19 protein-coding genes and 1 pseudogene are annotated in these 19,071 nt (G+C 69.7%); 11 read left to right on the forward strand and 9 right to left on the reverse strand.

Annotated features, from left to right (window positions below):
- The first annotated feature begins 1 nt into the window (after position 1).
- Positions 2–925 (forward strand): aminoglycoside phosphotransferase family protein, encoded by a 924-nt coding sequence (locus ACIBNA_RS35200; protein ID WP_399169240.1) that lies wholly within the window; start codon positions 2–4, stop codon positions 923–925.
- 172 nt (positions 926–1,097) lie between these two features.
- Positions 1,098–2,006, forward strand: a complete 909-nt coding sequence (locus tag ACIBNA_RS35205) for an aminoglycoside phosphotransferase family protein (protein ID WP_399169300.1) — start codon at positions 1,098–1,100, stop codon at positions 2,004–2,006.
- A 142-nt stretch (positions 2,007–2,148) separates the two neighbouring features.
- Here the strand turns inward: ACIBNA_RS35205 and ACIBNA_RS35210 are convergent, their stop codons facing one another.
- From ACIBNA_RS35210 to ACIBNA_RS35225, 4 genes are all read right to left on the reverse strand, one after another.
- On the reverse strand, positions 2,149–2,670 hold the full coding sequence (locus tag ACIBNA_RS35210) for an HIT family protein (protein ID WP_399169241.1): 522 nt from the start codon (positions 2,668–2,670) through the stop codon (positions 2,149–2,151).
- 481 nt (positions 2,671–3,151) lie between these two features.
- Positions 3,152–4,015: a hypothetical protein gene (locus ACIBNA_RS35215; protein ID WP_399169242.1), complete on the reverse strand. Its 864-nt coding sequence runs from the start codon at positions 4,013–4,015 to the stop codon at positions 3,152–3,154.
- 328 nt (positions 4,016–4,343) lie between these two features.
- Entirely contained in the window at positions 4,344–4,700 is a 357-nt protein-coding gene (locus tag ACIBNA_RS35220) for a hypothetical protein (protein WP_399169243.1), read from the reverse strand.
- A gap of 66 nt (positions 4,701–4,766) precedes the next feature.
- The gene (locus ACIBNA_RS35225; RefSeq protein WP_399169244.1) at positions 4,767–5,444 is read right to left on the reverse strand and encodes a helix-turn-helix transcriptional regulator; all 678 of its coding nucleotides are present in this window, start codon (positions 5,442–5,444) and stop codon (positions 4,767–4,769) included.
- Between the two features lie 171 nt (positions 5,445–5,615).
- Here ACIBNA_RS35225 and ACIBNA_RS35230 point away from each other — a divergent pair, with 171 nt between their 5' ends.
- Positions 5,616–6,242 (forward strand): NAD(P)-dependent oxidoreductase, encoded by a 627-nt coding sequence (locus ACIBNA_RS35230; protein WP_399169245.1) that lies wholly within the window; start codon positions 5,616–5,618, stop codon positions 6,240–6,242.
- 71 nt (positions 6,243–6,313) lie between these two features.
- Positions 6,314–6,790, forward strand: a complete 477-nt coding sequence (locus ACIBNA_RS35235) for a 4-oxalocrotonate tautomerase family protein (RefSeq protein ID WP_399169246.1) — start codon at positions 6,314–6,316, stop codon at positions 6,788–6,790.
- Positions 6,791–6,816: 26 nt separating this feature from the next.
- On the opposite strand, the gene ACIBNA_RS35240 is transcribed toward ACIBNA_RS35235, so the two are convergent.
- Positions 6,817–7,401 (reverse strand): TetR/AcrR family transcriptional regulator, encoded by a 585-nt coding sequence (locus ACIBNA_RS35240; protein WP_399169247.1) that lies wholly within the window; start codon positions 7,399–7,401, stop codon positions 6,817–6,819.
- Between the two features lie 137 nt (positions 7,402–7,538).
- Between ACIBNA_RS35240 and ACIBNA_RS35245 the strand changes: the two genes are divergently transcribed.
- The 3 genes from ACIBNA_RS35245 (at position 7,539) to ACIBNA_RS35255 (ending at position 9,703) form a co-directional block, all read left to right on the forward strand.
- Positions 7,539–7,970 carry a 4-oxalocrotonate tautomerase family protein gene (locus tag ACIBNA_RS35245; protein WP_399169248.1) on the forward strand — a complete coding sequence of 144 codons (432 nt, stop codon included), beginning with the start codon at positions 7,539–7,541 and terminating at the stop codon, positions 7,968–7,970.
- Complete coding sequence (locus ACIBNA_RS35250; RefSeq protein ID WP_399169249.1) at positions 7,963–8,973, forward strand: zinc-binding dehydrogenase; 1,011 nt, start codon at positions 7,963–7,965, stop codon at positions 8,971–8,973. Before ACIBNA_RS35245 ends, ACIBNA_RS35250 begins: the two co-directional genes overlap by 8 nt.
- A gap of 76 nt (positions 8,974–9,049) precedes the next feature.
- Positions 9,050–9,703: a M15 family metallopeptidase gene (locus tag ACIBNA_RS35255; protein ID WP_399169250.1), complete on the forward strand. Its 654-nt coding sequence runs from the start codon at positions 9,050–9,052 to the stop codon at positions 9,701–9,703.
- 18 nt (positions 9,704–9,721) lie between these two features.
- On the opposite strand, the gene ACIBNA_RS35260 is transcribed toward ACIBNA_RS35255, so the two are convergent.
- Both ACIBNA_RS35260 and ACIBNA_RS35265 read right to left on the reverse strand, forming a co-directional pair.
- Complete coding sequence (locus ACIBNA_RS35260) at positions 9,722–10,021, reverse strand: DUF6087 family protein (protein ID WP_399169251.1); 300 nt, start codon at positions 10,019–10,021, stop codon at positions 9,722–9,724.
- Between the two features lie 99 nt (positions 10,022–10,120).
- On the reverse strand, positions 10,121–10,360 hold the full coding sequence (locus ACIBNA_RS35265; RefSeq protein ID WP_399169252.1) for a hypothetical protein: 240 nt from the start codon (positions 10,358–10,360) through the stop codon (positions 10,121–10,123).
- Between the two features lie 161 nt (positions 10,361–10,521).
- On the opposite strand from ACIBNA_RS35265, the gene ACIBNA_RS35270 reads away from it, so the two are divergent.
- Positions 10,522–11,328 (forward strand): GNAT family N-acetyltransferase, encoded by an 807-nt coding sequence (locus ACIBNA_RS35270; RefSeq protein ID WP_399169253.1) that lies wholly within the window; start codon positions 10,522–10,524, stop codon positions 11,326–11,328.
- Between the two features lie 40 nt (positions 11,329–11,368).
- On the opposite strand, the gene ACIBNA_RS35275 is transcribed toward ACIBNA_RS35270, so the two are convergent.
- The gene (locus tag ACIBNA_RS35275; protein WP_399169301.1) at positions 11,369–12,424 is read right to left on the reverse strand and encodes a LacI family DNA-binding transcriptional regulator; all 1,056 of its coding nucleotides are present in this window, start codon (positions 12,422–12,424) and stop codon (positions 11,369–11,371) included.
- Positions 12,425–12,704: 280 nt separating this feature from the next.
- On the opposite strand from ACIBNA_RS35275, the pseudogene ACIBNA_RS35280 reads away from it, so the two are divergent.
- Both ACIBNA_RS35280 and ACIBNA_RS35285 read left to right on the forward strand, forming a co-directional pair.
- A pseudogene (locus ACIBNA_RS35280) lies at positions 12,705–13,577 on the forward strand (DUF3459 domain-containing protein); the annotation flags it as partial.
- A gap of 72 nt (positions 13,578–13,649) precedes the next feature.
- Positions 13,650–14,258, forward strand: a complete 609-nt coding sequence (locus tag ACIBNA_RS35285) for an antibiotic biosynthesis monooxygenase family protein (protein WP_399169254.1) — start codon at positions 13,650–13,652, stop codon at positions 14,256–14,258.
- Here ACIBNA_RS35285 and ACIBNA_RS35290 read toward each other — a convergent pair.
- Complete coding sequence (locus ACIBNA_RS35290) at positions 14,191–18,678, reverse strand: hypothetical protein (RefSeq protein ID WP_399169255.1); 4,488 nt, start codon at positions 18,676–18,678, stop codon at positions 14,191–14,193. The two genes, ACIBNA_RS35285 and ACIBNA_RS35290, sit on opposite strands and share 68 nt — an antisense overlap.
- Before the next feature lie 214 nt (positions 18,679–18,892).
- Between ACIBNA_RS35290 and ACIBNA_RS35295 the strand changes: the two genes are divergently transcribed.
- Positions 18,893–19,063, forward strand: coding sequence for a hypothetical protein (locus tag ACIBNA_RS35295; RefSeq protein ID WP_399169256.1), 171 nt, complete (start codon positions 18,893–18,895; stop codon positions 19,061–19,063).
- The last annotated feature ends 8 nt before the right edge of the window (positions 19,064–19,071 follow it).

Here is a 19,071-nt window from a genome sequence, read left to right on the forward strand (position 1 = left end):
CATGAGCCCCAGCCAGGACAGTTCCGTGCCCACCGCCGAGCGGCCGGTGCCCGACCTGGACCTCGCGCGCCGGCTCGTGCGCGAGCAGTTCCCCCAGTGGGCCGAGCTGCCGCTTTGCCCGGTCGAGCCGCAGGGCTGGGACAACCGCACCTTCCGCCTTGGCTCCGACCTCGCGGTCCGGATACCCAGCGCGCGGGGTTACGACGCCCAGGTCGAGAAAGAGCACCGCTGGCTGCCGGTGCTCGCCGAGGTGCTGCCACTGCCGATCCCGAAGCCGGTCGCCAAGGGTGCGCCGGGCCCGCTGTTCGACGGTCCGTGGTCGGTGTACGCCTGGTACCCCGGGCAGACGCTGAACCGCGCCGGTGCCGGGGAAGCCGATCTGGCCGCTGTCGCGGTGGCCCTGGGCGAGTTCCTGACGGCCCTGCGCGCCGCGCCGACGCAGGACGCCCCGCCGCCGGGGACGCACAACTCCTCGCGTGGCGCCGAATTCACGGTCTACGCCGACGAGGCCATCCTGGCTCTCGCCGGGCTCGCGCCCGAAGTGCGGGAGGTGGGCGAGCGGTGCGTCCGCCGCGCCACGGAGTCTTCGTGGATCGAGGCACCGGTGTGGCTGCACGGCGACATCGCGCCCGGAAACCTGCTGCTGAGCGAGGGACGGCTCTCGGCGGTCATCGACTTCGGCTGCTCCGCCGTCGGGGACCCTGCCTGCGACCTGGTGGCCGCGTGGACGATGTTCGACCGCGAGACGCGTCCGCTGTTCGTCCGCGCGGCCGGTCTGGACCAGGACACCTGGCACCGCGCCCAGGGTTGGGCGGCCTGGAAGGCGGCGATCACCCTTGCCGGGGCCGACAGCACGCCGGAGGCGCGGTCGCTGGCGGAGCGAACCCTCGCCGAGCTGGCCGAGGACGTCGCGCAGCAAGCCTGAATCGGGCGGGAGTCAGGCCACCTGCACCACGATTCCCGACGCCTCGACAGTGCGGCTACGACAGCGACGACGGCTGTGAAGTGGCTGGTGCCGGGCTGCCGACAGGCAAGGTCGCGCGACAAGAAACAGGTTGCAGTTGGAGAACCTGACGCGGATGCTTTTCACCGTGAAGATGCACGCCAACCAGCTGACGGTGTCGCCTGAGACGGTGCGCACGTTGGTCGATCAGCAGTTTCCTGAGTGGCGGAGCCTGCCGGTCAGGAGCATCGCTGCGCAGGGTACGGTCAACGCCCTCTTCCGTATCGGTGACCGGTTCGCAGCTCGATTCCCTCTGGAGTCCGCAGAAGTCGAGCCGACCCGGCGCTGGCTGGAGTCCGAGGCGGAAGCAGCTCAAATGCTGGCAGGTCGCACGCGTTTCCCCACGCCCGAGCCGGTCGCGCTCGGTGAACCCGGCGCAGGCTACCCGCTTCCGTGGTCTGTGCAGACGTGGCTGCCCGGGATCGTGGCCGCCGATGAGGACCCCGGCGAATCGGTGGCGTTTGCCCACGACTTGGCCGATCTCATCGGCGACCTGCGCGCTATCGACACGCGTGGCCGCACGTTTGCCGGTACAGGCCGAGGAGGCGACCTGCAAACCCATGACGCCTGGATGGAGACCTGTTTCAGGCACAGTGAGCAACTCCTGGACGTTCCTCGGCTTCGCCGTATATGGGCAACTTTGCGCGATCTGCCGCGAAGTGCGGCTGAGGACGTCATGGCCCATTGCGATCTGATTCCTGGCAACGTGCTCGTGTCCGCCGACCGTCTGGCGGGGATTCTCGACGTTGGCGGCTTCGGACCGGCTGACCCTTCTCTGGATCTCGTGAGCGCATGGCATCTGCTCGAGGCCGGACCGCGGCAGGTGCTCCGTGATCACCTGGGCAGCGACGACCTTGAATGGGAGCGAGGCAAGGCGTGGGCTTTCGTTCAAGCGATGGGGTTGGTCTGGTACTACGTCGAAAGCAACCCGGCCATGAGTCGGATGGGTCACCGATCCTTGGAGCGCATCCTGGCGGACAGTTCGCTTCGGTCATCGACGTGAGGACGATGGGCCGGCGATGAGATGGATGTCGGTCAGGCAGCAGCCTTCATCACGGCCGGGGCGATCGGTGCCCGTGCTGATCGTCGAGTCGGCTGCTTCTTCGCCCAGTCGACTATCCGGGCTCCCGGGACTTGAGATCCGGTCACAGCACCCGGAGTCCGCCGCGGGCCGCGATGCGTTCACGGATACGCGCGGCCATGTCGACGGACTCCTCGGGGCTCATGGCCAGCACACCGCCTTCGGCCACCAGGGCGTGGAACTGCTGCTGCTCATAGGGCACGTCCGGCGGCAGGCCGGCGATGTGCCAGTGCAGATGCGCGTTGCCCTGCCGGCTCCCCAGCGAGTACAGGTACGTCCGCTCGGCTCCCACGCAGTCCTCCACCGCGAGGGCGACCTCCCGAACGACGAGCATGAGCCGGACGTACGCCTCTTGGTCGAGATCACGAACGACATGCTCGACATGCCTCTTCGGCGCGACCAGGACCTTGCCGGCCAGGGTGGGCCACCGGTCGAGGAAGGCGACGTAGTCCTCGTCCTCGAAGACCGTGTGATGCCCGTAGTCGGGGTGCCCCGAGACAAAGGCACACACGAAGCACGGCCCACGACGCGCCCTGTCCTCGTAGGCGTCCAAGTCAGCTCGCTGCCGTTCCGTAGAGTTCGTCACGCGTTGATGCGAGGCACGGGGCGTGATCATCCACCGAGTATGGCGAGGGGTAAATCCCGCACAAGACGTCGTGGCCAGCCTCCAGATCAGCGTGGGCGGGGGGGGGCTGCGTCCCGACCGGCCGAAGGCACGTCCAGGGCACATCCAGGGCACATGAGCATGGGAAACGGCGTAGACCGATGAGAACTGCGGGGAGGTGTTCCCGCAGGTCAACGCACATCCCGCCAAAAACCCCAGGTCAGCACGCCACCTCTTCCAATCGCTGCACGAGTGGCAGGACTTCAGCCATCGGTTGCATGAGGCGGGGCATCAGCCCTATTGCCTGGTGTGGCCCTGAGCTGGGGCTTCATGGGGTTCGGGCGGGGCTTTCGGGCCCCGCCTTTGTCATGTGCGGGGTGAGCGCGCTGGTCCCGAAGACCGCAGAACCGCTGCCCGCCTCCGAAGATCCGGTGCCTGGCTGAGCTCGACTCCGACGCGCAACTCAGCCCTCAGGGCTGTGCAGTGCCGCCTTCGTGGCTGTACGTGCGCGAGCCTCCAGCAGCCACTCTCGGGTATCTGAGGGAATTGCCGCGCGGGTGGTACCGGCCTGGGAAGACTGACATGAATCGGCGATGTGGCAGCGGATCATGTGCAGGATTTCGGGGTTGTCGAAGTAGGACGTGTGGACCATGAACCTTCCGGCAGTGTCCAGCCGATGATCTGCGAGAACTGCGGGCAGCCGCGTGCCGCTCATGGCTGCGCGGGTGATCAGCTGGCGCACCTCGAGACCGAGCAGACCGGCGTGCGACGCCGCTCCCTCTTCCAATGACTTGTCGATGCGGTCCGGCAATCCGGCGACGCCGGCCTCAAGGGGCACCGGCCAAGGCGAGACGTAGACGAGGTCGACATACGGAATATCGCACCCCTGGGCAGTGCGCAGCAGACGATGGGCCAGAAGTCTGTTGATCTTCGGCATGATCCATCTGTTGACCCCGTCATAGACCTTGTCGGTCAACGTGGAGCCGGCGTAGTAGTACCCGTGCCCGAACGAGACCTCGGGAGCAAGCGCAACGTGTTTGAGAGGTGCGTTCAGGCGCAGCAGCGTGGGAAGGTCGGGTCCCGTCCCAGTCGCCTTCCTCGGGGCTGTGCGCTGCTCGGGCGGCAGGCACAGTTGTGCATAATCGGGGGCTTGGGGCGGACACAGCGTCCGAAGCCCCGTGATGGCCTCGTCCGTCGTGGCGTAGAGGCCCAGCCACCGCCCGGAAAAGCGCGCGAACGCAGACCGGGCAAGCTTCGCACGGGTGGTCAGCGAGTGGGCGACTTCCCTCTTCACCACAACCGAGATCGTTGTCTTGATGGCCGTCAAGGAAGATGCGCACCAAATAACAATCCCCATCGGTCCGACCGCCTGAGAGATCGCCAAACCCAATCCCAACAGCATACTGACAGCGAAAACGGTCAGGACGAGCCATACAGGCCAGCGTAGCGCTTTGACATCCTCGGCACTCACTGCGCCCGCCAACGAGAATTTCGCGTGGCGCCATCCTCTGAAAACCCAACCACCTTCCGGCAGATGGCACAGGAACGGCGTTCCGATCGTCGTCCAGCTCCGCAGGTGGTCGAGCTCCAGCTCTTAACTCAATTCCTGATACTCGTCAGCCAGGAATTTCCTGTCCGTAGCGGGATCACCCTTTTCACTTGAGAGGACTCCCCGACGTACCAGCGCGTAATGCAGATGATCGACCAGCATGCCCTTGCGCTGAAGCACGTGACTCGTCAGAAGCGCTTCCCATATGACGAAGCGCCAACAGGTCCACGGAGGCGGACAACCGCGCCGACTGTGTGTTCGCGCCGTTCCAGTGGAACAGTCTGCCGTTCTGCGGCAGGCTCGTTCCTGCCGGAAGATTGCACTCCAGCCATTTCCACGTACCGCTGCCGCGCTGCCACCATCGTTTTCCGGAATCGTTGCCGTCCTTGTCACCGGCGAATGTGCCGTGCACAAGGATCACCACCTCGTCCCGGTTCTCCGCGTCCGAAGGCAAGTCCACCACCCGTACATCATGCCCAGGCAGGGCCCAACGCGCCTCGGGTCAGGGAGAGTTGGCTGCGGCGCCGGGCTACGGAAGATCCTCGGGGCGGGTCAGGCCCAACTCCCCCGCCCGCACTCCCGCCTGGAAGCGCGAACCCGCGTTGAGGGCGACGAGCAGGTCCGCGACCCTGCGGCGATAGGTGCGCAGGGACATGCCCAAGTGCCGCGCGGCCGCCGCGTCGGTGGCACCGGAGCCGAGGGCGCGCAGGACTCTGCTGGTCTGGGCGTCGATGGCGGGCCGGCCCGAACCGAGGAAGGCGGCGAGGTCGGCGGCGCTTTCCCAGGCGGCCTCAAACAGCGCGTAGGCTCCGCCGACCAGGGCCGGGGCGGCGCTCATGGTGTACGTGCGCCGGTCGTGAGCGGCCTCGGCGGGGAGCACCGGGCCAGTGAGGATCATGGTGCGCCGGTCGATGATGACGGTTCCCTGCGCGAGCGGGGTGGCCGTGATCCGCACCTGGAAGCCGTGGGCGGCCATCTCACCCAGCGCTTCCCGGTCGCGCTCGTCGGCGAGGGCGGCGGGACTGTACAGCTTGCGTGCTCTAGGTGACGGGCCGCGCCGCATCTGCCGACGGGCAGCCTCCCGGACACCGGGCCAGGTGTCGAGGTCGCGGGCCACGTTGACCCATTCCGCGTCGTCCGACTCCGCCAGGGGCTTGAGCCGCGCCCACAGTTCGAGATCCCCGCGGAGCTCCATGACCTGTGGCATGGGTCCATTGTGCCTGTGGCAGCAAGGTGCCACGGGCTCGCCGGTGGATCACGGGCCGCGCAGGCTCAAGGCCATGAGCAACAGATTCCGCCTCGGTGGCGAGCTGGATGTGAACCGGATCGGTCTCTGCCACCGCCCCGAACTGCTCCCGTAGACGAAAGAGCCCCTGTCATGAAGCTGTTGATCCTGGGTGCGACCGGCCCCACCGGTCGCCCTGTCGTCGACCTGGCGCTGCGCTGGGGTGACCAGGTCACCGCCATGGTCCGTAACCCGGCGGCGCTGGGCGACCTGGCGGATCAGGTCACCGTACTCGCCGGGGACGCGACCTCCCGCCGCGACGTCTCCACCGCCCTGGCCGGTCAGGACGCCGTCATCGCCGCCCTCGGCAGAGGCAGTTCGGTGGTGGCCGACGACCTCTTCACGCGCTCCTCGGCGGCCTTGATCGCCGCGGCCGGGGAGACGGGAGTTTCCCGGCTGGTGTGGCTGTCGTCGTTCGGGGTCGGCCACACCCTCGCGTGGGCGAGCGGCCCTCAGAAGGTGATCTACCGCACGCTCCTGCGGTCGATCTACGCGAACAAGGAGATCGCCGACGACAGCATCCGCTCCAGCGGGCTGGACTGGACCGTGGTCTACCCGACCAGGCTGACCCACGGCCCGGCCAGGGGGGCGTACCGCGTGGGCGACCGGCTGCCGATGAAGGGCAATCCGACGATCAGCCGGGCGGATGTCGCCGCCTTCATGCACCAGGCGGCACACGGGAGCGAGTGGATCCGTCGCTCGGCCGTCATCTCCGACTGACCGTTTATGACGGTCGTTATAGACGGGTGTAGCCTGACCGCCGTCTATAACGACTGTCATAGGAGGATGTCATGACGATCATCCCGGTGAACGCCCCGAAGGGCCGCCTGAGCCAGGAGCAGCGCCGGAAGCTGGCCGAGACGCTGACGGACGCGGTGCTCGTGCCGGAGGTCGGGCAGTTCGCCCCGGCCGCACGGGTCGGGTTCCAGGTGCACTTCGTCGAGCGTGCGGCCGACATGATGGCCATCGGCGGACGGCTCCTCGCGGACACCGGCCCGGAAACCGACGTCATGGTCATCAACGTGACGGTGATGGACGGTGACTGGCGGGCGGAGGTCCGGGCCGAGGTCATCGAACGCGTCCTGGCCGCGATGGCCGACGCCTGCGGCCTCCCCGAGCCGTCACCGGCCTGGTGGGTCACCTTCCGGGTGATCGACGAGGGCAGCTGGGGATCGCGCGGCGGCGTGCTGTCCGTCCTCTCCCTCCTGGACAGCGGCGTGTTCACCGAGGAGAAGGCCGAGGCCGTCCGCGCCGCACTCGGCGCCTGACCCGGGTCCGTCCGTCCTGGCGGGTGTCAGTGCTTGATCGCGCCGGCGATGAGCGCCTGCAACTGCTCGGCGGTGTCGTCGAGCGGCTGTGCGCTGCGTTTGGCGCGGCACATGGCGACCGTGCCCTCGACGGCCGCCACGACGAGGGTCGCGAGCTGAGCGGCCTGTTCCTCCTCGGTTCCGTGCTCGCGCAGTGAGGCGGTCAGCAGGGCCTCCCACTGGGCGAACACCTCTGCCGCGGCAGCCACAGCGGGCGGGATCTCATCGGCCGGGGGCTCCTCGATGGCCACGGCCAACACGGGGCAACCGGCGTGGAAGTCGCTCTCGACGACGATCTTGCGCCACAGCGCGAGGAACGCCCGCAGCCCTTCGACCGGCCCCGACTCCAGCTCCTTGCGCAGGCTGCGGGCGACCCACTCGCCCGTGTACCGGACGGCTTCGGTGGCCAGTTGCTGCTTGCCCTCGGGGAAGTAGTGATACGTCGAGCCGAGCGGCGCCTTGGCGTGCTTGGCCATCTCCCGGATGCTCGTGGCGCTCAGACCACGCCGACTGATCATGTCGGCGGCCCCGGCCACGATCCGCTCACGCGACGGCGCACTTCGCTCGGCCACCTGTGCACATCCCCTCTGGCTATAACGGCCGTCATAGTCTACCGTGACCTCTCGCTATAACGACCGTCATAGACAGTGGCCGTCGACGGACACTGGCCGTCGACGGACAGCGGCTGTCGGCGATTCGAGGAGCTGCCATGCCGATGATCAGGCTGACCGTCCCGACCGGTGCTCTTACCGATCAGGGACGCACGACCGTCCAACGCGACCTGGCCGCCGTGCTGCTGCGCTGGGAGGGCGCACCCGACACCGCCTTCTTCCGCGCCCAGGCGTGGAGCTACCTCGTCGAACTGCCCGACGGCGCGCAGACCACCGCCGAGGACGACGAACCGCGCTTCCTGGTGGAGGTCGTCGTCCCGCAGGGCGCCCTGTCCGAGCGCCGCAAGGCGGGGCTGGTCGAGGAGGCGACGAAGACCGTCCTGGGCGCCGTCGGCCTCGGCCCGGACGACACGCTGCGGGTGTGGGTGCTGGTGCACGAGCAGCCCGACGGCACCTGGGGCGCGGGCGGCTCCGTCATCCGGTACGCCGATCTGGTGGCACTGGCGAAAGGGCAGCGCACCGATGCGTGAACTGACCTACGTCGCCAAGCGCACCGTCGAATGGCGAGAAGCACCAGACCCCAGGATCCAGTCGGCCGGTGAGGCGATCGTCGCCCCGGTGGCCGCCACCCCCTGTGACGTCGACTCCTCGATCCTCGCCGGGCACGGCTTCATCGAGCCGCCCTTCGCCCTCGGCCACGAGTGCGTGGCCCGGATCATGGAAACCGGCGACTCCGTCACCACCGTCGCCCCCGGCGATCTCGTGGTCGTCCCGTGGTCCGTCAACTGCGGCGGCTGCGACCGCTGCCGGGCCGGGCTGACCGCGCACTGCACCGCCGTGCCCTACATGGCGATGTACGGCGCCCCGATCGGCGGAAACTGGGGCGGACTCTTCTCCGACCTGGTCCGCGTGCCCTACGCCGACGCCATGCTCGTCCCCCTGGCCACCGGTCTCGACCCGGTCGCCATGGCCTCCGCCAGCGACAACTGGTCCCTGGCCTGGCGCCTGGTCGCGCCCCATCTCAAGGCCCGCCCCGGAGCACGGGTGCTGGTCGTCGCCCGCGGCAGCATCGGCCTCTACGTGTGCGACATCGCCCGCGCGCTCGGCGCCTCCGAGGTGCTCTACGTCGACCCCGCCCCCGAACACCGCGAACTGGCCCGCGCGTTCGGGGCCGCTACGGCCGAGACACTGGAGGCGGTCCCGCAGGGCTTCGATATCGCCGTGGAGGCCACCGGCCGCGTCGACCAGCTCGGCCTGGCCGTCAAGTGCCTCACCCCGGAGGGGATCTGCGAGAGCGCGGGCAACCACTTCCGCCCCGGCGAGCTGCCCCTGCTGGACATGTACCTCACCGGCGTCACCCTGCGCATCGCCCGCGACAACGTACGCGCCCACATCCCCGACGCCCTCGAACTCGCCGCCTCCGGCAAGGTCGCCCCCGAACGGGTCGTCTCCCACGTCATCGACTGGGAGGACCTGCCGGCCGCACTGCCGGAGAAACACCTCAAGCCGGTCTTCGTCCGGGCAGAGCACTGACCGCCCCCGGCTTCCGCGCAACGGCACCGGCCCGCTTCGCCCTTGTTGTTCTCGGGCCCTGCGTCATGATCAGGGCATGACCGAGATCGTGCTGATGTCAGATCCCAGGATCGCTGCGGTCCCCGTGACCGACTGCGGTGAAATGCTGCTCGACGTCAGGGCGCGGGAGTCCATCGCCGTCGACTCGCGGAAGGACGACGGGAGGGGCGACTTCGCGCACCTGCGGGAGGGTGTTCTGGCCCGCCTTCTGAAGGCTCAGGAGTTGCTGCCGGACGGCGTGCGGCTGCTGTTCGTCGAGGGATATCGGCCGCCCGCCCTCCAGCGCCGCTATTTCGAGCAGTATTCCGACGCACTGCGGGCGGACCATCCGGGCTGGTCGGCGGAACAGGTGCGTGAAGCCGCCAGCCGCTACGTGTCGCCGCCCGAGATCGCTCCCCACAGCGCCGGCGCGGCAGTCGACCTCACCCTCATGTCCGCCGACGGGGCGGAACTCGACATGGGGACGCGGGTGAACGCCAACCCGGAGGAGAGCGACGGCGCCTGCTACACGGACGCCCCCCGTATCCCGCCCCAGGCACGCGACAACCGACGGCTGCTCGGCGACGCGCTGACCGCCGCGGGCCTGGTCAACTACCCGACCGAGTGGTGGCACTGGTCGTACGGCGACCGGTACTGGGCCCTGGCCACCGGCGCGGAGCACGCGATCTACGGGGCGCGGGAGCGGACTTGAGCCTCCCGGGTCCTCCTACTACCTCGGCGCCGGAGGCTTGCGGTGCTGGCCGGTGCCGGTACCGAGGGGCTTCGACACCGGTTCCGGAGACGGAGGCCGGCTCGCCTCCGGGTAGAGGATGGCCTTGGTCTCGTCCAAGTCGGCGGCGAAGCCGTACGGCTCCCACGCGTGGCCGTTCCAACGCTCGATGGCCCGAGGGGTCTCCGGGTACAGGTGGGACCCCCTGGGACCGTCGCCGGAGACGACCGGCATGGCGCGCAGGCGGCCGATCTTCGCGTCGCGGCGGTCCGCCCAGTCCTTCAGCGGTTCGTCGTCCATCCTGGCGTTCCTCGCGTCGGGGGTGCTGACAGGAGGGTAGCGGCCTGTGGGGGGCTCCATGGTGATGACCGCCCCGGACGATCTGGGCGGCGAAACCGCTCAGTCGTCGACGCACTTGGGGTACCTGGAGCCCCGGTTGCAGTCGTGGTAGTCGTACTTGCTGACCCTGAACTTCTTCTCGCCGCCGGCCTTGGCCGGATCGACCACCAGGTAGAACTTCTTCCCGTCCTTGACCTTCTCGGTGACCTTGCCCTCGGGGCCCTGGTCGAAGTTCTGCGCGCACCCGGCGAGTGCGAGGACGCCGGCCGCCACGAGAACAGCGGCAGGGCGACGATGCATGTCGTACTCCGATCATCTTGAAAACGCAGCTCAGTGTAGGGGTGAGCACGCTGCAGTTCATGATCGCGAAGGTTCCCGGGTCTGGATGAAGAAGGTCTGTGGAGGGCAGTGTGTGCAGTGCGGACAACTCCCTTGTCCCGCCGCCTATCTGAGGGGTTCTCATGCGCGATCTCGCGGACTCGATCGAATCGATGGAGCAGCTCGCCACGGCGTGGCGGGTCATGGTGCTGGACCGGGACCCGCAGGCGGACGTCCGCGATCTGCCGGGGATCGCCGTTCGCTGGGCCGACTGCCGGTTCGCCTTCTGGAACTGCGTCACGCTGACCGAACACGGCACGACCGCCGGGCAGGCGAAGCAGCGGCTGAACGAGGTCGCGGAGATCATGCGGTCGAAGGAGTACCCCGGCTTTCTCTGGGTCTTCGAGGATCTGCTGGATGACGAGGCGCGCGCGGGGCTCGGGGACACCGCCGAGCGAGCCGGGCTCGTGCACGCCTTTCCCGGTACCGGCATGGCGGGAGACTTACTGCCCGTTCCCGAGCCCGCCCACCCCGACCTGACGTTCGTGCGCGTCACCACCGATGAGCAGCTGCGGGCCTTCGCCGACATCAACTCGCGTGCCTACGGGTTCCCGTTGGAGGACGGCCGGGACGGTCTCGGCCGCTCCTCCCTGTGGAAAACCCGGGTGTACGCCTACCTGGGCGTGCGGGACGACGGCACTCCCGTGAGCTGCGCCGCCACCGTCGAGGCCGACGGCCGCCTCTTCGTGCTGTTCGTCGCCACGGACCCGGCGTGGGAGCGGCGGGGATACGGAGAGGCGGTGACGCGGAAGGCCCTGTCCGAGGGCGGCCGGGCCACCGGGCTGACCCGGGCGACCCTGCATGCCACCGCCGCCGGAGCGCCCGTGTATCCACGCATCGGCTTCAGGGCGAACTCCCCGATGAGCTTCTTCACCCTCGCGCGGGACTGACACCGGCCCTCGGCGGCGGCGCATGCCTCAAGCGCGTATCTCAAGCGCCCCGGCCCCGCGTCCCCTCGCCCTCCGTGTGTCGCTCGCCCTCGTCCCAGGGTCGAGCCACCGGCGCAGTCGTAGCCCGCGGGATCACATACGTCGGCAGCACGACATGCCGCTCGTGATCCGCCCCGGAGTCCTCGATGAGCTTCAGCGCCAGCTCGCCGGCCTCCCGCCCCATGTCCGACGGTGACTGGGCGACCGTGGACAGGTCGAACCAGTCGGCCAGCGGCTGGTCGTCGAAGCCGAGGACGGAGATGCGCTCGGGCACCGCGATCTGCGTCTTGCGCAGGTTCCAGATGAGGGCGACGGCAACCTCGTCCTGCTCGGCGAAGACGGCGGTGGGCGGTTCGCGCAGGCTCAGCAGCATGCCGAGCACCTCGGCGGCGGCCCGCTTGTCGCCGACCCGCGTGGACACCACCAGGTCGTCGTCGAGCGGGACTCCCGCCTCGGTGAGCGCCTGCTGGTAGCCCAGCAGGCGTTCGTTGGAGCTGAAGGAGAAGCCGCTCGCGCCCGCGGTCTGCACGAAGGCGATCCGGCGGTGGCCGAGGTTGAGCAGATGCCGGGTGCCGTGCAGGGCGCCGGCCACGTCGTCGACGTAGACGCTGGGCCGTCCGTCGACGTGCTGGCTGACGTAGATCACCGGCATGCCGAGGTCGTCCAGCCGCGCGGTCTCCTCGTGGGTGAGGTCGAAGGAGAACACCAGGAGCGCGTCGGCGTTGCGGCGTGCCGGGAGGTGCTCGAAGAACGCGGTGCGCTCGGCCAGGTCGGGGATCTCGTAGACGTTCAGCTGCATGCCCGCCGCCCGCAGCAGCGGGGCCAGGCTGGACAGGGCGGATCCCATGAACCAGGAGTTGAGCGTCGGGACCAGCACCGCCACCGTCCCGGTCCTGCCCGTGACCAGGCTCGCGGCCTGCCGGGACACGGCGAAGTTCAGCTCGCGCGCGGCCTGCTCGACGCGGGCCCGCACCTCCGGCGAGACCGTGGACAGGCCGCGCAGCGTGCGCGAGACGGTGGATGTGGAGACCCCGGCCCGTTCGGCGACGTCGGCCATCGTGGGGTGCCGTTGAGCTGGAGGCATGAGCGGACGGTAGCACAGGGATTCACTCCCTGACCCCGGAAAATGACAGCGCTTTCACGTAGATCGGCCTCGAGTCGTCAGCCGATTACTCCGACGTAACGCATTGACTTCGGCAAAGCACGCCCCTAGCTTGCAAGCGCTGTCCCAACAACCTCAGGGATCCTTCGATCGGGTCTATTTCAAGATGTCTGACCTGCGTATTTAGCCAAACCATTCCGTGACAACGCAGTCTCAGAAGCCGCAACCACGGTTCTTCCCCGGCGACCGCTGCTTCGCCGCCGAGGCCTGGGCGGACACACCGGAGCGGCTGGCGGCGTACGTCCGCCGGGACGGCCTGCACACCGCCTTCAACTTCGACTTCCTCATGCCCAGTTGGGACGCCAAGGATTTGCGCGCGGTCATCGACGACTCCCTCACCATGCTCGGCGCGGTCGGCGCACCCGCCACCTGGGTGCTGTCCAACCACGACGTGATGCGCCACCCCAGCCGCTACGGCCGCCGGTCGGTGAGGCGCTGGGCGGCCAACGAGAGCTACCGCCCCGAGGGGCCGCTCGACCTGGACCTCGGTACCCGGCGTGCCCGGGCCGCCGCCCTGCTGATGCTCGCCCTGCCCGGCGGCGCCTACGTCTACCAGGGCGAGGAACTCGGCCTCCCCGAAGTCGAGGACCTGCCCGAATCCGCCCTCCAGGACCCGATCTGGGAGCGTTCCGGGCACACGGACCGGGGGCGTGACGGCTGCCGGCTCCCGATCCCCTGGTCGGGCCAGGCGCCCCCCTACGGCTTCAGCCCCGACGATGCCACGGCCGAACCCTGGCTGCCACAGCCTTCCGACTGGGCCGGACTGAGCGTCGAGGCCCAGAGCGGCGACACGGCGTCCATGCTGGAGCTCTACCGCACAGCACTGCGCATCCGCCGCGATCACCCCGCCCTCGGCGACGGCACGATGACGTGGCTGGACGCTCCCGAGGGGGTGTTGGCCTTCAGTCGCGAGCCGGGTTTCGTGTGCGTGGTCAACCTCTCCGCCGAGCCGTACGAGCTGCCCGCACACTCCGAGCTCCTCCTGGCCGGCGGCCCGCTGGAGAACGGTCGGGTGGAGCCCGACCAGGCGGTGTGGCTCGCGCTGTAAAGCAGTTGACGGCTCCCTGCCGCACTCGGGCACGATCACGGTTCCGCTCCCGTTCACGAAGGAGTTCCGTCCGTGCCCTCAGCGACCTTTCCGGACCTGACCGTGCCCGCCACGTTGGTGATCGGCACGCAGTACGCCGACGGACTGGAGCAGCAACAGGCGGTCGTGAAAGCCGAGTTCGGCGCCCTGGCGTCCCCGCCCGCGGGGCTCGCCGCCGTCAGCTGGTTCCTCAGTACGGACGGGGAGACGGTACTGACGCTCGCCCAGTGGACCGACGACACCGCGGTTCCGCCGGCCGGCCCGCCCCGCTACCGGCTGTACCGCAGCCTCGCCGAGGAGCACGAGACGCGCGTCCCGGGGTGTCTGATCACCGCCGCCTTCGACGTCGACGGGCCCGAGCGGCAGCGCGCCTTCACCGACGCGGTGATCGCGGCCCAGCCGCGCGAAGGCGGCCACCCAGGGGCGATCTCCGCCCACTTCCTGCACGGCGTCGACGGCAGCCGGGTGCTGCTCTACACCGAGTGGACCAGCGTGGAAGCCCACCAGGAGGCCGCCGAGGCCGGGGACCACGACAAGGGGCACGAGTTGTTCTCGGGGACGCCTGGGGTGCGGCTCACGCACGGTGGGCGGTTTCATCTCCATCGGACGCTGAGCCGGCTGACGCCGCCTCGGGCGACATGACCAGGCCGGGGACTCGGGGCAGGGCGGCGCGGACGGCGTCGACCACGCGGGGGAGATCCACGCCCAAGCGGGTGAGCCGGGGCAGGAGGTCGTCCAGGGGCAGGCCGGAGAAGCGGGCGATGCGGAGGAAGTCGTGGATCGGATCATCCAGGCTCAGCGGGAGGCGGAGGCTGTCTCCGCCCTGCTCGTGCTCCTCGATGCACAGACGCCGGTCGGTCTCGTCCAGGCGGTCCAGCGCGTGTCCGGGGACTCGCAGCCCGAAGGCAGCCAGACGGTTCACGACCTCATCCGGCTCCATCAACAGGCGGTGCTGTACAGAGACCAGGTGGTGCGCAGGCGCGGGCTCGTCCCAGTCCCGCGCACTGCCGTATCGCGCGGAGCCGGAAAGCCAGGGTTGGATGAGTTCGCCGTCGTTTCTGCTCGCCTTGGCCGGCGCCGTGACGCACGGCGTGCGCAATCCGTAGCAGGCGAGGCGCTCGACAACGGCCCGGGGCGACTTGCCCAGGCCCTCGGCGGCCGAGATCACCGCCGGTATGGGCACAGGCTGCTCCGGCACGAGTTCGGCGTCCTCGGACAAGAGGAAGAAGACGTGGCGGAGCAGCACCGCGTCGTCCGGCTCGACCCGCTCCGGCAGCTCCGTGTGCGGCACCCGATGGCCGTAGGCGCGCAGCCGGGACGCCACAGCCATCGGCGGGAGCCCGCTTCTGTGAGCGGCTTCCACGAGGGAGTGGAGGGGGACGTCTTCACTGATCGCGCGCCAGTAGCGCTCCTGGCCATCGATGCTGAGAATCGACGGGTCCGTCGGGTCCGCGTGCTCGGGGAGGACACCGACGGACAACCCGAATTCCGCGACGCGGCGGGCGATGGCGGGCAGAGATGCGTCCGAGGCGAGCGCCGCGCGGGCCAGAAGGCCTGGCCGAACCACTTCTCCCACCGCTAGGAGCTCGACCGCGTCCGCGTCCCAGCCCCACTCCTCGCCCTGTCTCAGGAGTTCCTCGGCGGCTTCCTCGTCGAGGGGACCGAGCCCCAGGCGAAATCCGTAGGCCCTGAGCACCTCGACCACCTCGCCGAAGGGGCGGCGGAGCTTGGCGACAGCGGACAGGACGTGTCCTACGGTGACCGGTCGGCGCAGGTCGAGCCAGGGGCTCACACTGTCGAGGTCGCGGCTGAGCAGACGCACCACCCAGTCCTCGGGGGTCTCCGTCGGTACTCCCCCGTCCTGGACGGTGAAGCCGAAGGCCTTCATCCGGGCGGCCGCCTCGTCGACACCGATGTTCAACGACAGCGCCGCCTTGAGGAGGTGCCCCGGAGGCACCTCCTCAGTGAGGTCGCACCAGCGGCTGCTGTAGGCCCGGTGGTCCTCGTCGAGCAGCGCCACACCGGTCAGATCGACCACGGCGACGGAGTCGGCACGGCCCGGTGCGGGCAGGCCGAGCTCCCCCAGTCGTGAGACGGCGGCCGCGTAGGTCATTCCGCAGCACAGCGCCACGGACAGGGCATGTCCCGGTCGGGCCATCTCGTCGGCTTGCTCCTGGGGCCCTGTCCAGTTTCCGTGGTTCCAGGACCCTCCGGACTCGGTGCGCAACAGCACGTCCGAGGGCCGGGCGGCGAGCACTGCCTCGACCCGGGCCAGTTCCGGGACCAGCGCGGTCAGCGTGGTCAGTTCGGCGTTCGGTCGATGGGCGAGCAGCCGCCACAGCAACGTGGTGTCGTCAGGGGGGCCGAAGTAGGTGCCCGCGGGAGTGCTGCCCGAGTTCGCTTCGGACTCGGGCACGCCGGAGTCGGCCCGATGGACGGCAAGGGCGTCCGGCGGAAAGAACCCCACCCTGGCGACCGGCACCGGATGACCGTACAGATCCATCTCGACCCCGGCCTCCCCGGCCGCCTCGGTCACGATGTCCGCGAGCCGTGGACTGTGCCCCGCCACTTCGGACAACCACGTGAAGTCGAGCAGGGGAGGGTCGGCGGCCAGCAAGGCCGGCAGCGCCGCCTCGACGAGCTGCTCCACCGGCTCGCACACGTCCTCGTCCAGGATCTCGGTACGGTCCACCGACAGATCCCGCGGCCGTGTTCCGCCCGTCAGGTTGACCACGACCCCGCGCAGGCGGCGATGATCGCCGGGATCGGTCAGCACTCCACGCCGGACCCGGGGCTCGGTGTAGATGCCGTCGACGAGGATGCCGCCGCCGTCCTGGCACCAGATGACCTGGCCGTCTTCCTCATAGGCGCCCTCCGGCCAGGCGACCGTCCGCCCGTGGGCGACGAAGCCCTCGGCCTGGCTCCCGGGAACCTCTCGCAGTCGCAGTTCCCCGGCTTTCCATATCGCCTCCTGCTTTCCGTGCCGGGCGGTGGTGCGGAACTCCGCCAGGCCCAGCAGCCTGCGCAACTCCCGTACGCAGGAAGGCGCCTTGTCCCCGTCCCGGAGGTAGAGGCGCACCTTGGTGCCGACGGGGCCCTTCCGTCCGGTCCTGCGCACCCGGAAGTAGTGGCCGGGGCCGGTGATCAGGACGGTGAGTTCCTCCGGGCGTCCGATGCCGCCGTCCATGGCGCAGGTCGTGACCCGGATCTCGTCCGCGATCATGAAGTAGCTGAGCACACCGATGCCGAACCTGCTGTTCGGGTGGACGGCGATGCCCTGCTTCTCCCAGTCCTGCTGCTCCTCCTGGTAGCGGGGCAGGTCGGTGAAACGGACTCCGGCCCGGGAGAAGACGTCCGCCAGGACGGTCTCGTCCATGCCGATGCCGTTGTCCCGGCACTCCAGGTAGTAGCGGCCCTCCGTCTTGTCGAAGTCCTGCACGAAGGTGATCTCGCCGTCGTAGGTGTCGCGCCCGTCGCGGGCGTGCTGCCGTGCCCGGCGGTAGCGGCAGGCGTCCAGGGCGTTCTGGTAGAGCTCCCGGATGGCGAGGCTGCGGTCGCGGTAGAGGTTCTCGCCCATGAGGAGTTCCTGGATGCGTTCCTCGTCGAGCCGGAACCTGATCACCTCGCCGGCCTGCCCCGGCCCGGCCCGGTCGTCCGCCTCGTGCACCTCGTCGGCGTGGGCGTACACCGGCAGGGCGCCGAGCTCTTCCGCGAGTTTCGCGCGCCGGGCGCCGCGCAGCAGGGTGTCCACGAGTTCCGTGTGCTCGGACAGCGCGGCCACGGCAGCGGGGTGATCGCAGGCCGCCTTCAGCCCGAGGACGTCCCGATGAGCGGTCCAGGACGCGTCCCGGACCGTGGTGAACAGATGCTCCAGGTCCAGTGGGTCCGGGATGCCGACGTGCCGGACGACCGCCGCGGGAAGGTCCGTGAGCTCGATCGCCAGGGCGTGGGCGATCGCGAACAGCGGTCCCACCAGCCATTCGCGGACCTGCTGCCAGTCCCGGCCGCCGAAGTCGAGCTGGAAGGGCTCCTCGCGCAGCGAGCCGGCGAGGCCCCGCCCGTACAGCTTGCGCGGCGCCACCTGCGCACAGGCCAGCAGCCTGGACACCAGCTCCGGTCGGCAGACGGCCGCGATGTCCCGCCCGGCACCGCCTGCCGCCGTCAGCACGGCCCGGAGGTCTCCCGACTGCCCCTTGGCCCACTGGTGGAACAGCCACCACCCGATCTCCCGGCGCCCGTCCGCCCGGTCCTTGAGCGTGTCACCCCGCATGGCCTGGCGGACGAGCCGCTTGTGGGAGCGCAGCAGCACCTCGTACGCCCGGCGCTCGGAGCCGCCCGACGGCCGTTCCTCCAGAGCGGTCGCGTCCACGTGGGACAGCGCCACGGCCGTGTCCGTGCTGTGGACCTGGTAGAGGAACGGCAGGAGCGCGAGCAGGGCCGCCTCCGCCGGGACGAGGATCCCCGGCTGGTGGCAGCGGAGCTGGTACAGCAGGAGGTTGGTCCGGTGGGCGATGCGCCGGGCCAGGTCCGGGTCGTGCCACGGATCGTCGGCGAGGAACTCGCGCGCCTGTCCGTACCGCGCGGCCAGCAGGCCCGCCGCCTCACGGGCCTGCTCCTTCATGGCGGCGGCGCGCTCTTCGGTTTCGGGGCTGACGAACTGCCAGGCCTGGGACTGGGCCGTGTCGTCCTGCCAGTCCTGCCCCTCGGGGCAGGCGGGCGGCGTCCCGGCCGGGGCGTCGGTGGCCTCGGACGGCCGTCGGCGGCGGGCCTTGCGCGCCTCCTCCGCCATGCTTTCCCACTGCGTGAGCGTGGGGAGCCGTAAGCGCGTGCCGTGCCGCCGGTGCGCGATTCTCGCCAGGGCGTTCAGGAAGTCGTGCAGATCTGCGCGGCCGCGCGGGATCGCCCCCGCGAGCCGGGAGTCGACGGAACTGATCCCCGGGGAGTTTCGCCGGCCCCGCTCCGGGTCCTTCGCGATCTCCTCCCGCAGTTCGGCCGGGCTGGGGTTCCCGGCCCACTCGATCAGCCTCGCCAGGGCCTGGTCGTACCGCTGTGGTTCCGCCATCGCCGCCGTCCCCTCTTCCGCGCCCCCACCGGCGCCCCAGTCGGCCGAGCCGCACGACTCGTACGACCCGTACGACTCGTGGAGCCGCAGATTACCGCTTTGACCTGCGGTATCGGCCGGAATTCGGTGATTGGGCCCGAACCTGGGCCGGGGGCGTGCCGGGCATGGTCGGTGGCGTCACCCCGCTGCTGCGTACCTCCGGGAAGGAACCTCGATGGACCCCGTGCTCGTCGCCGCCTCCTGCGGCGTCCTGATGCTGCTGATCGTGGCCTGTGCGGCCGTGCTCGTCGTACGGTCCGCGCTCGGCGGAGCCGAGTCGAAGGACCGCGCACGGATCCTCGTGGCCGTGGCCGAGGTGGTCCGGGCCCTGCGGGGGAAGAAATGACGCCCGTG

Source organism: Streptomyces sp. NPDC050164, assembly GCF_044459945.1.
GTDB classification, from domain to species: Bacteria; Actinomycetota; Actinomycetes; order Streptomycetales; family Streptomycetaceae; genus Streptomyces; species Streptomyces coeruleorubidus_A.

Excerpts from the sequence above, each read along its gene's own strand:
- ACIBNA_RS35200 (WP_399169240.1), top strand. The coding sequence starts at position 2 with ATGAGCCCCAGCCAGGACAGTTCCGTGCCCACCGCCGAGCGGCCGGTG.
- ACIBNA_RS35205 (WP_399169300.1), top strand. The coding sequence starts at position 1,098 with ATGCACGCCAACCAGCTGACGGTGTCGCCTGAGACGGTGCGCACGTTG.
- ACIBNA_RS35225 (WP_399169244.1), bottom strand. The coding sequence starts at position 5,444 with ATGCCACAGGTCATGGAGCTCCGCGGGGATCTCGAACTGTGGGCGCGG.
- ACIBNA_RS35230 (WP_399169245.1), top strand. The coding sequence starts at position 5,616 with ATGAAGCTGTTGATCCTGGGTGCGACCGGCCCCACCGGTCGCCCTGTC.
- ACIBNA_RS35235 (WP_399169246.1), top strand. The coding sequence starts at position 6,314 with ATGACGATCATCCCGGTGAACGCCCCGAAGGGCCGCCTGAGCCAGGAG.
- ACIBNA_RS35245 (WP_399169248.1), top strand. The coding sequence starts at position 7,539 with ATGCCGATGATCAGGCTGACCGTCCCGACCGGTGCTCTTACCGATCAG.
- ACIBNA_RS35250 (WP_399169249.1), top strand. The coding sequence starts at position 7,963 with ATGCGTGAACTGACCTACGTCGCCAAGCGCACCGTCGAATGGCGAGAA.
- ACIBNA_RS35255 (WP_399169250.1), top strand. The coding sequence starts at position 9,050 with ATGACCGAGATCGTGCTGATGTCAGATCCCAGGATCGCTGCGGTCCCC.
- ACIBNA_RS35260 (WP_399169251.1), bottom strand. The coding sequence starts at position 10,021 with ATGGACGACGAACCGCTGAAGGACTGGGCGGACCGCCGCGACGCGAAG.
- ACIBNA_RS35265 (WP_399169252.1), bottom strand. The coding sequence starts at position 10,360 with ATGCATCGTCGCCCTGCCGCTGTTCTCGTGGCGGCCGGCGTCCTCGCA.
- ACIBNA_RS35270 (WP_399169253.1), top strand. The coding sequence starts at position 10,522 with ATGCGCGATCTCGCGGACTCGATCGAATCGATGGAGCAGCTCGCCACG.
- ACIBNA_RS35275 (WP_399169301.1), bottom strand. The coding sequence starts at position 12,424 with ATGGCCGACGTCGCCGAACGGGCCGGGGTCTCCACATCCACCGTCTCG.
- ACIBNA_RS35290 (WP_399169255.1), bottom strand. The coding sequence starts at position 18,678 with ATGGCGGAACCACAGCGGTACGACCAGGCCCTGGCGAGGCTGATCGAG.
- ACIBNA_RS35295 (WP_399169256.1), top strand. The coding sequence starts at position 18,893 with ATGGACCCCGTGCTCGTCGCCGCCTCCTGCGGCGTCCTGATGCTGCTG.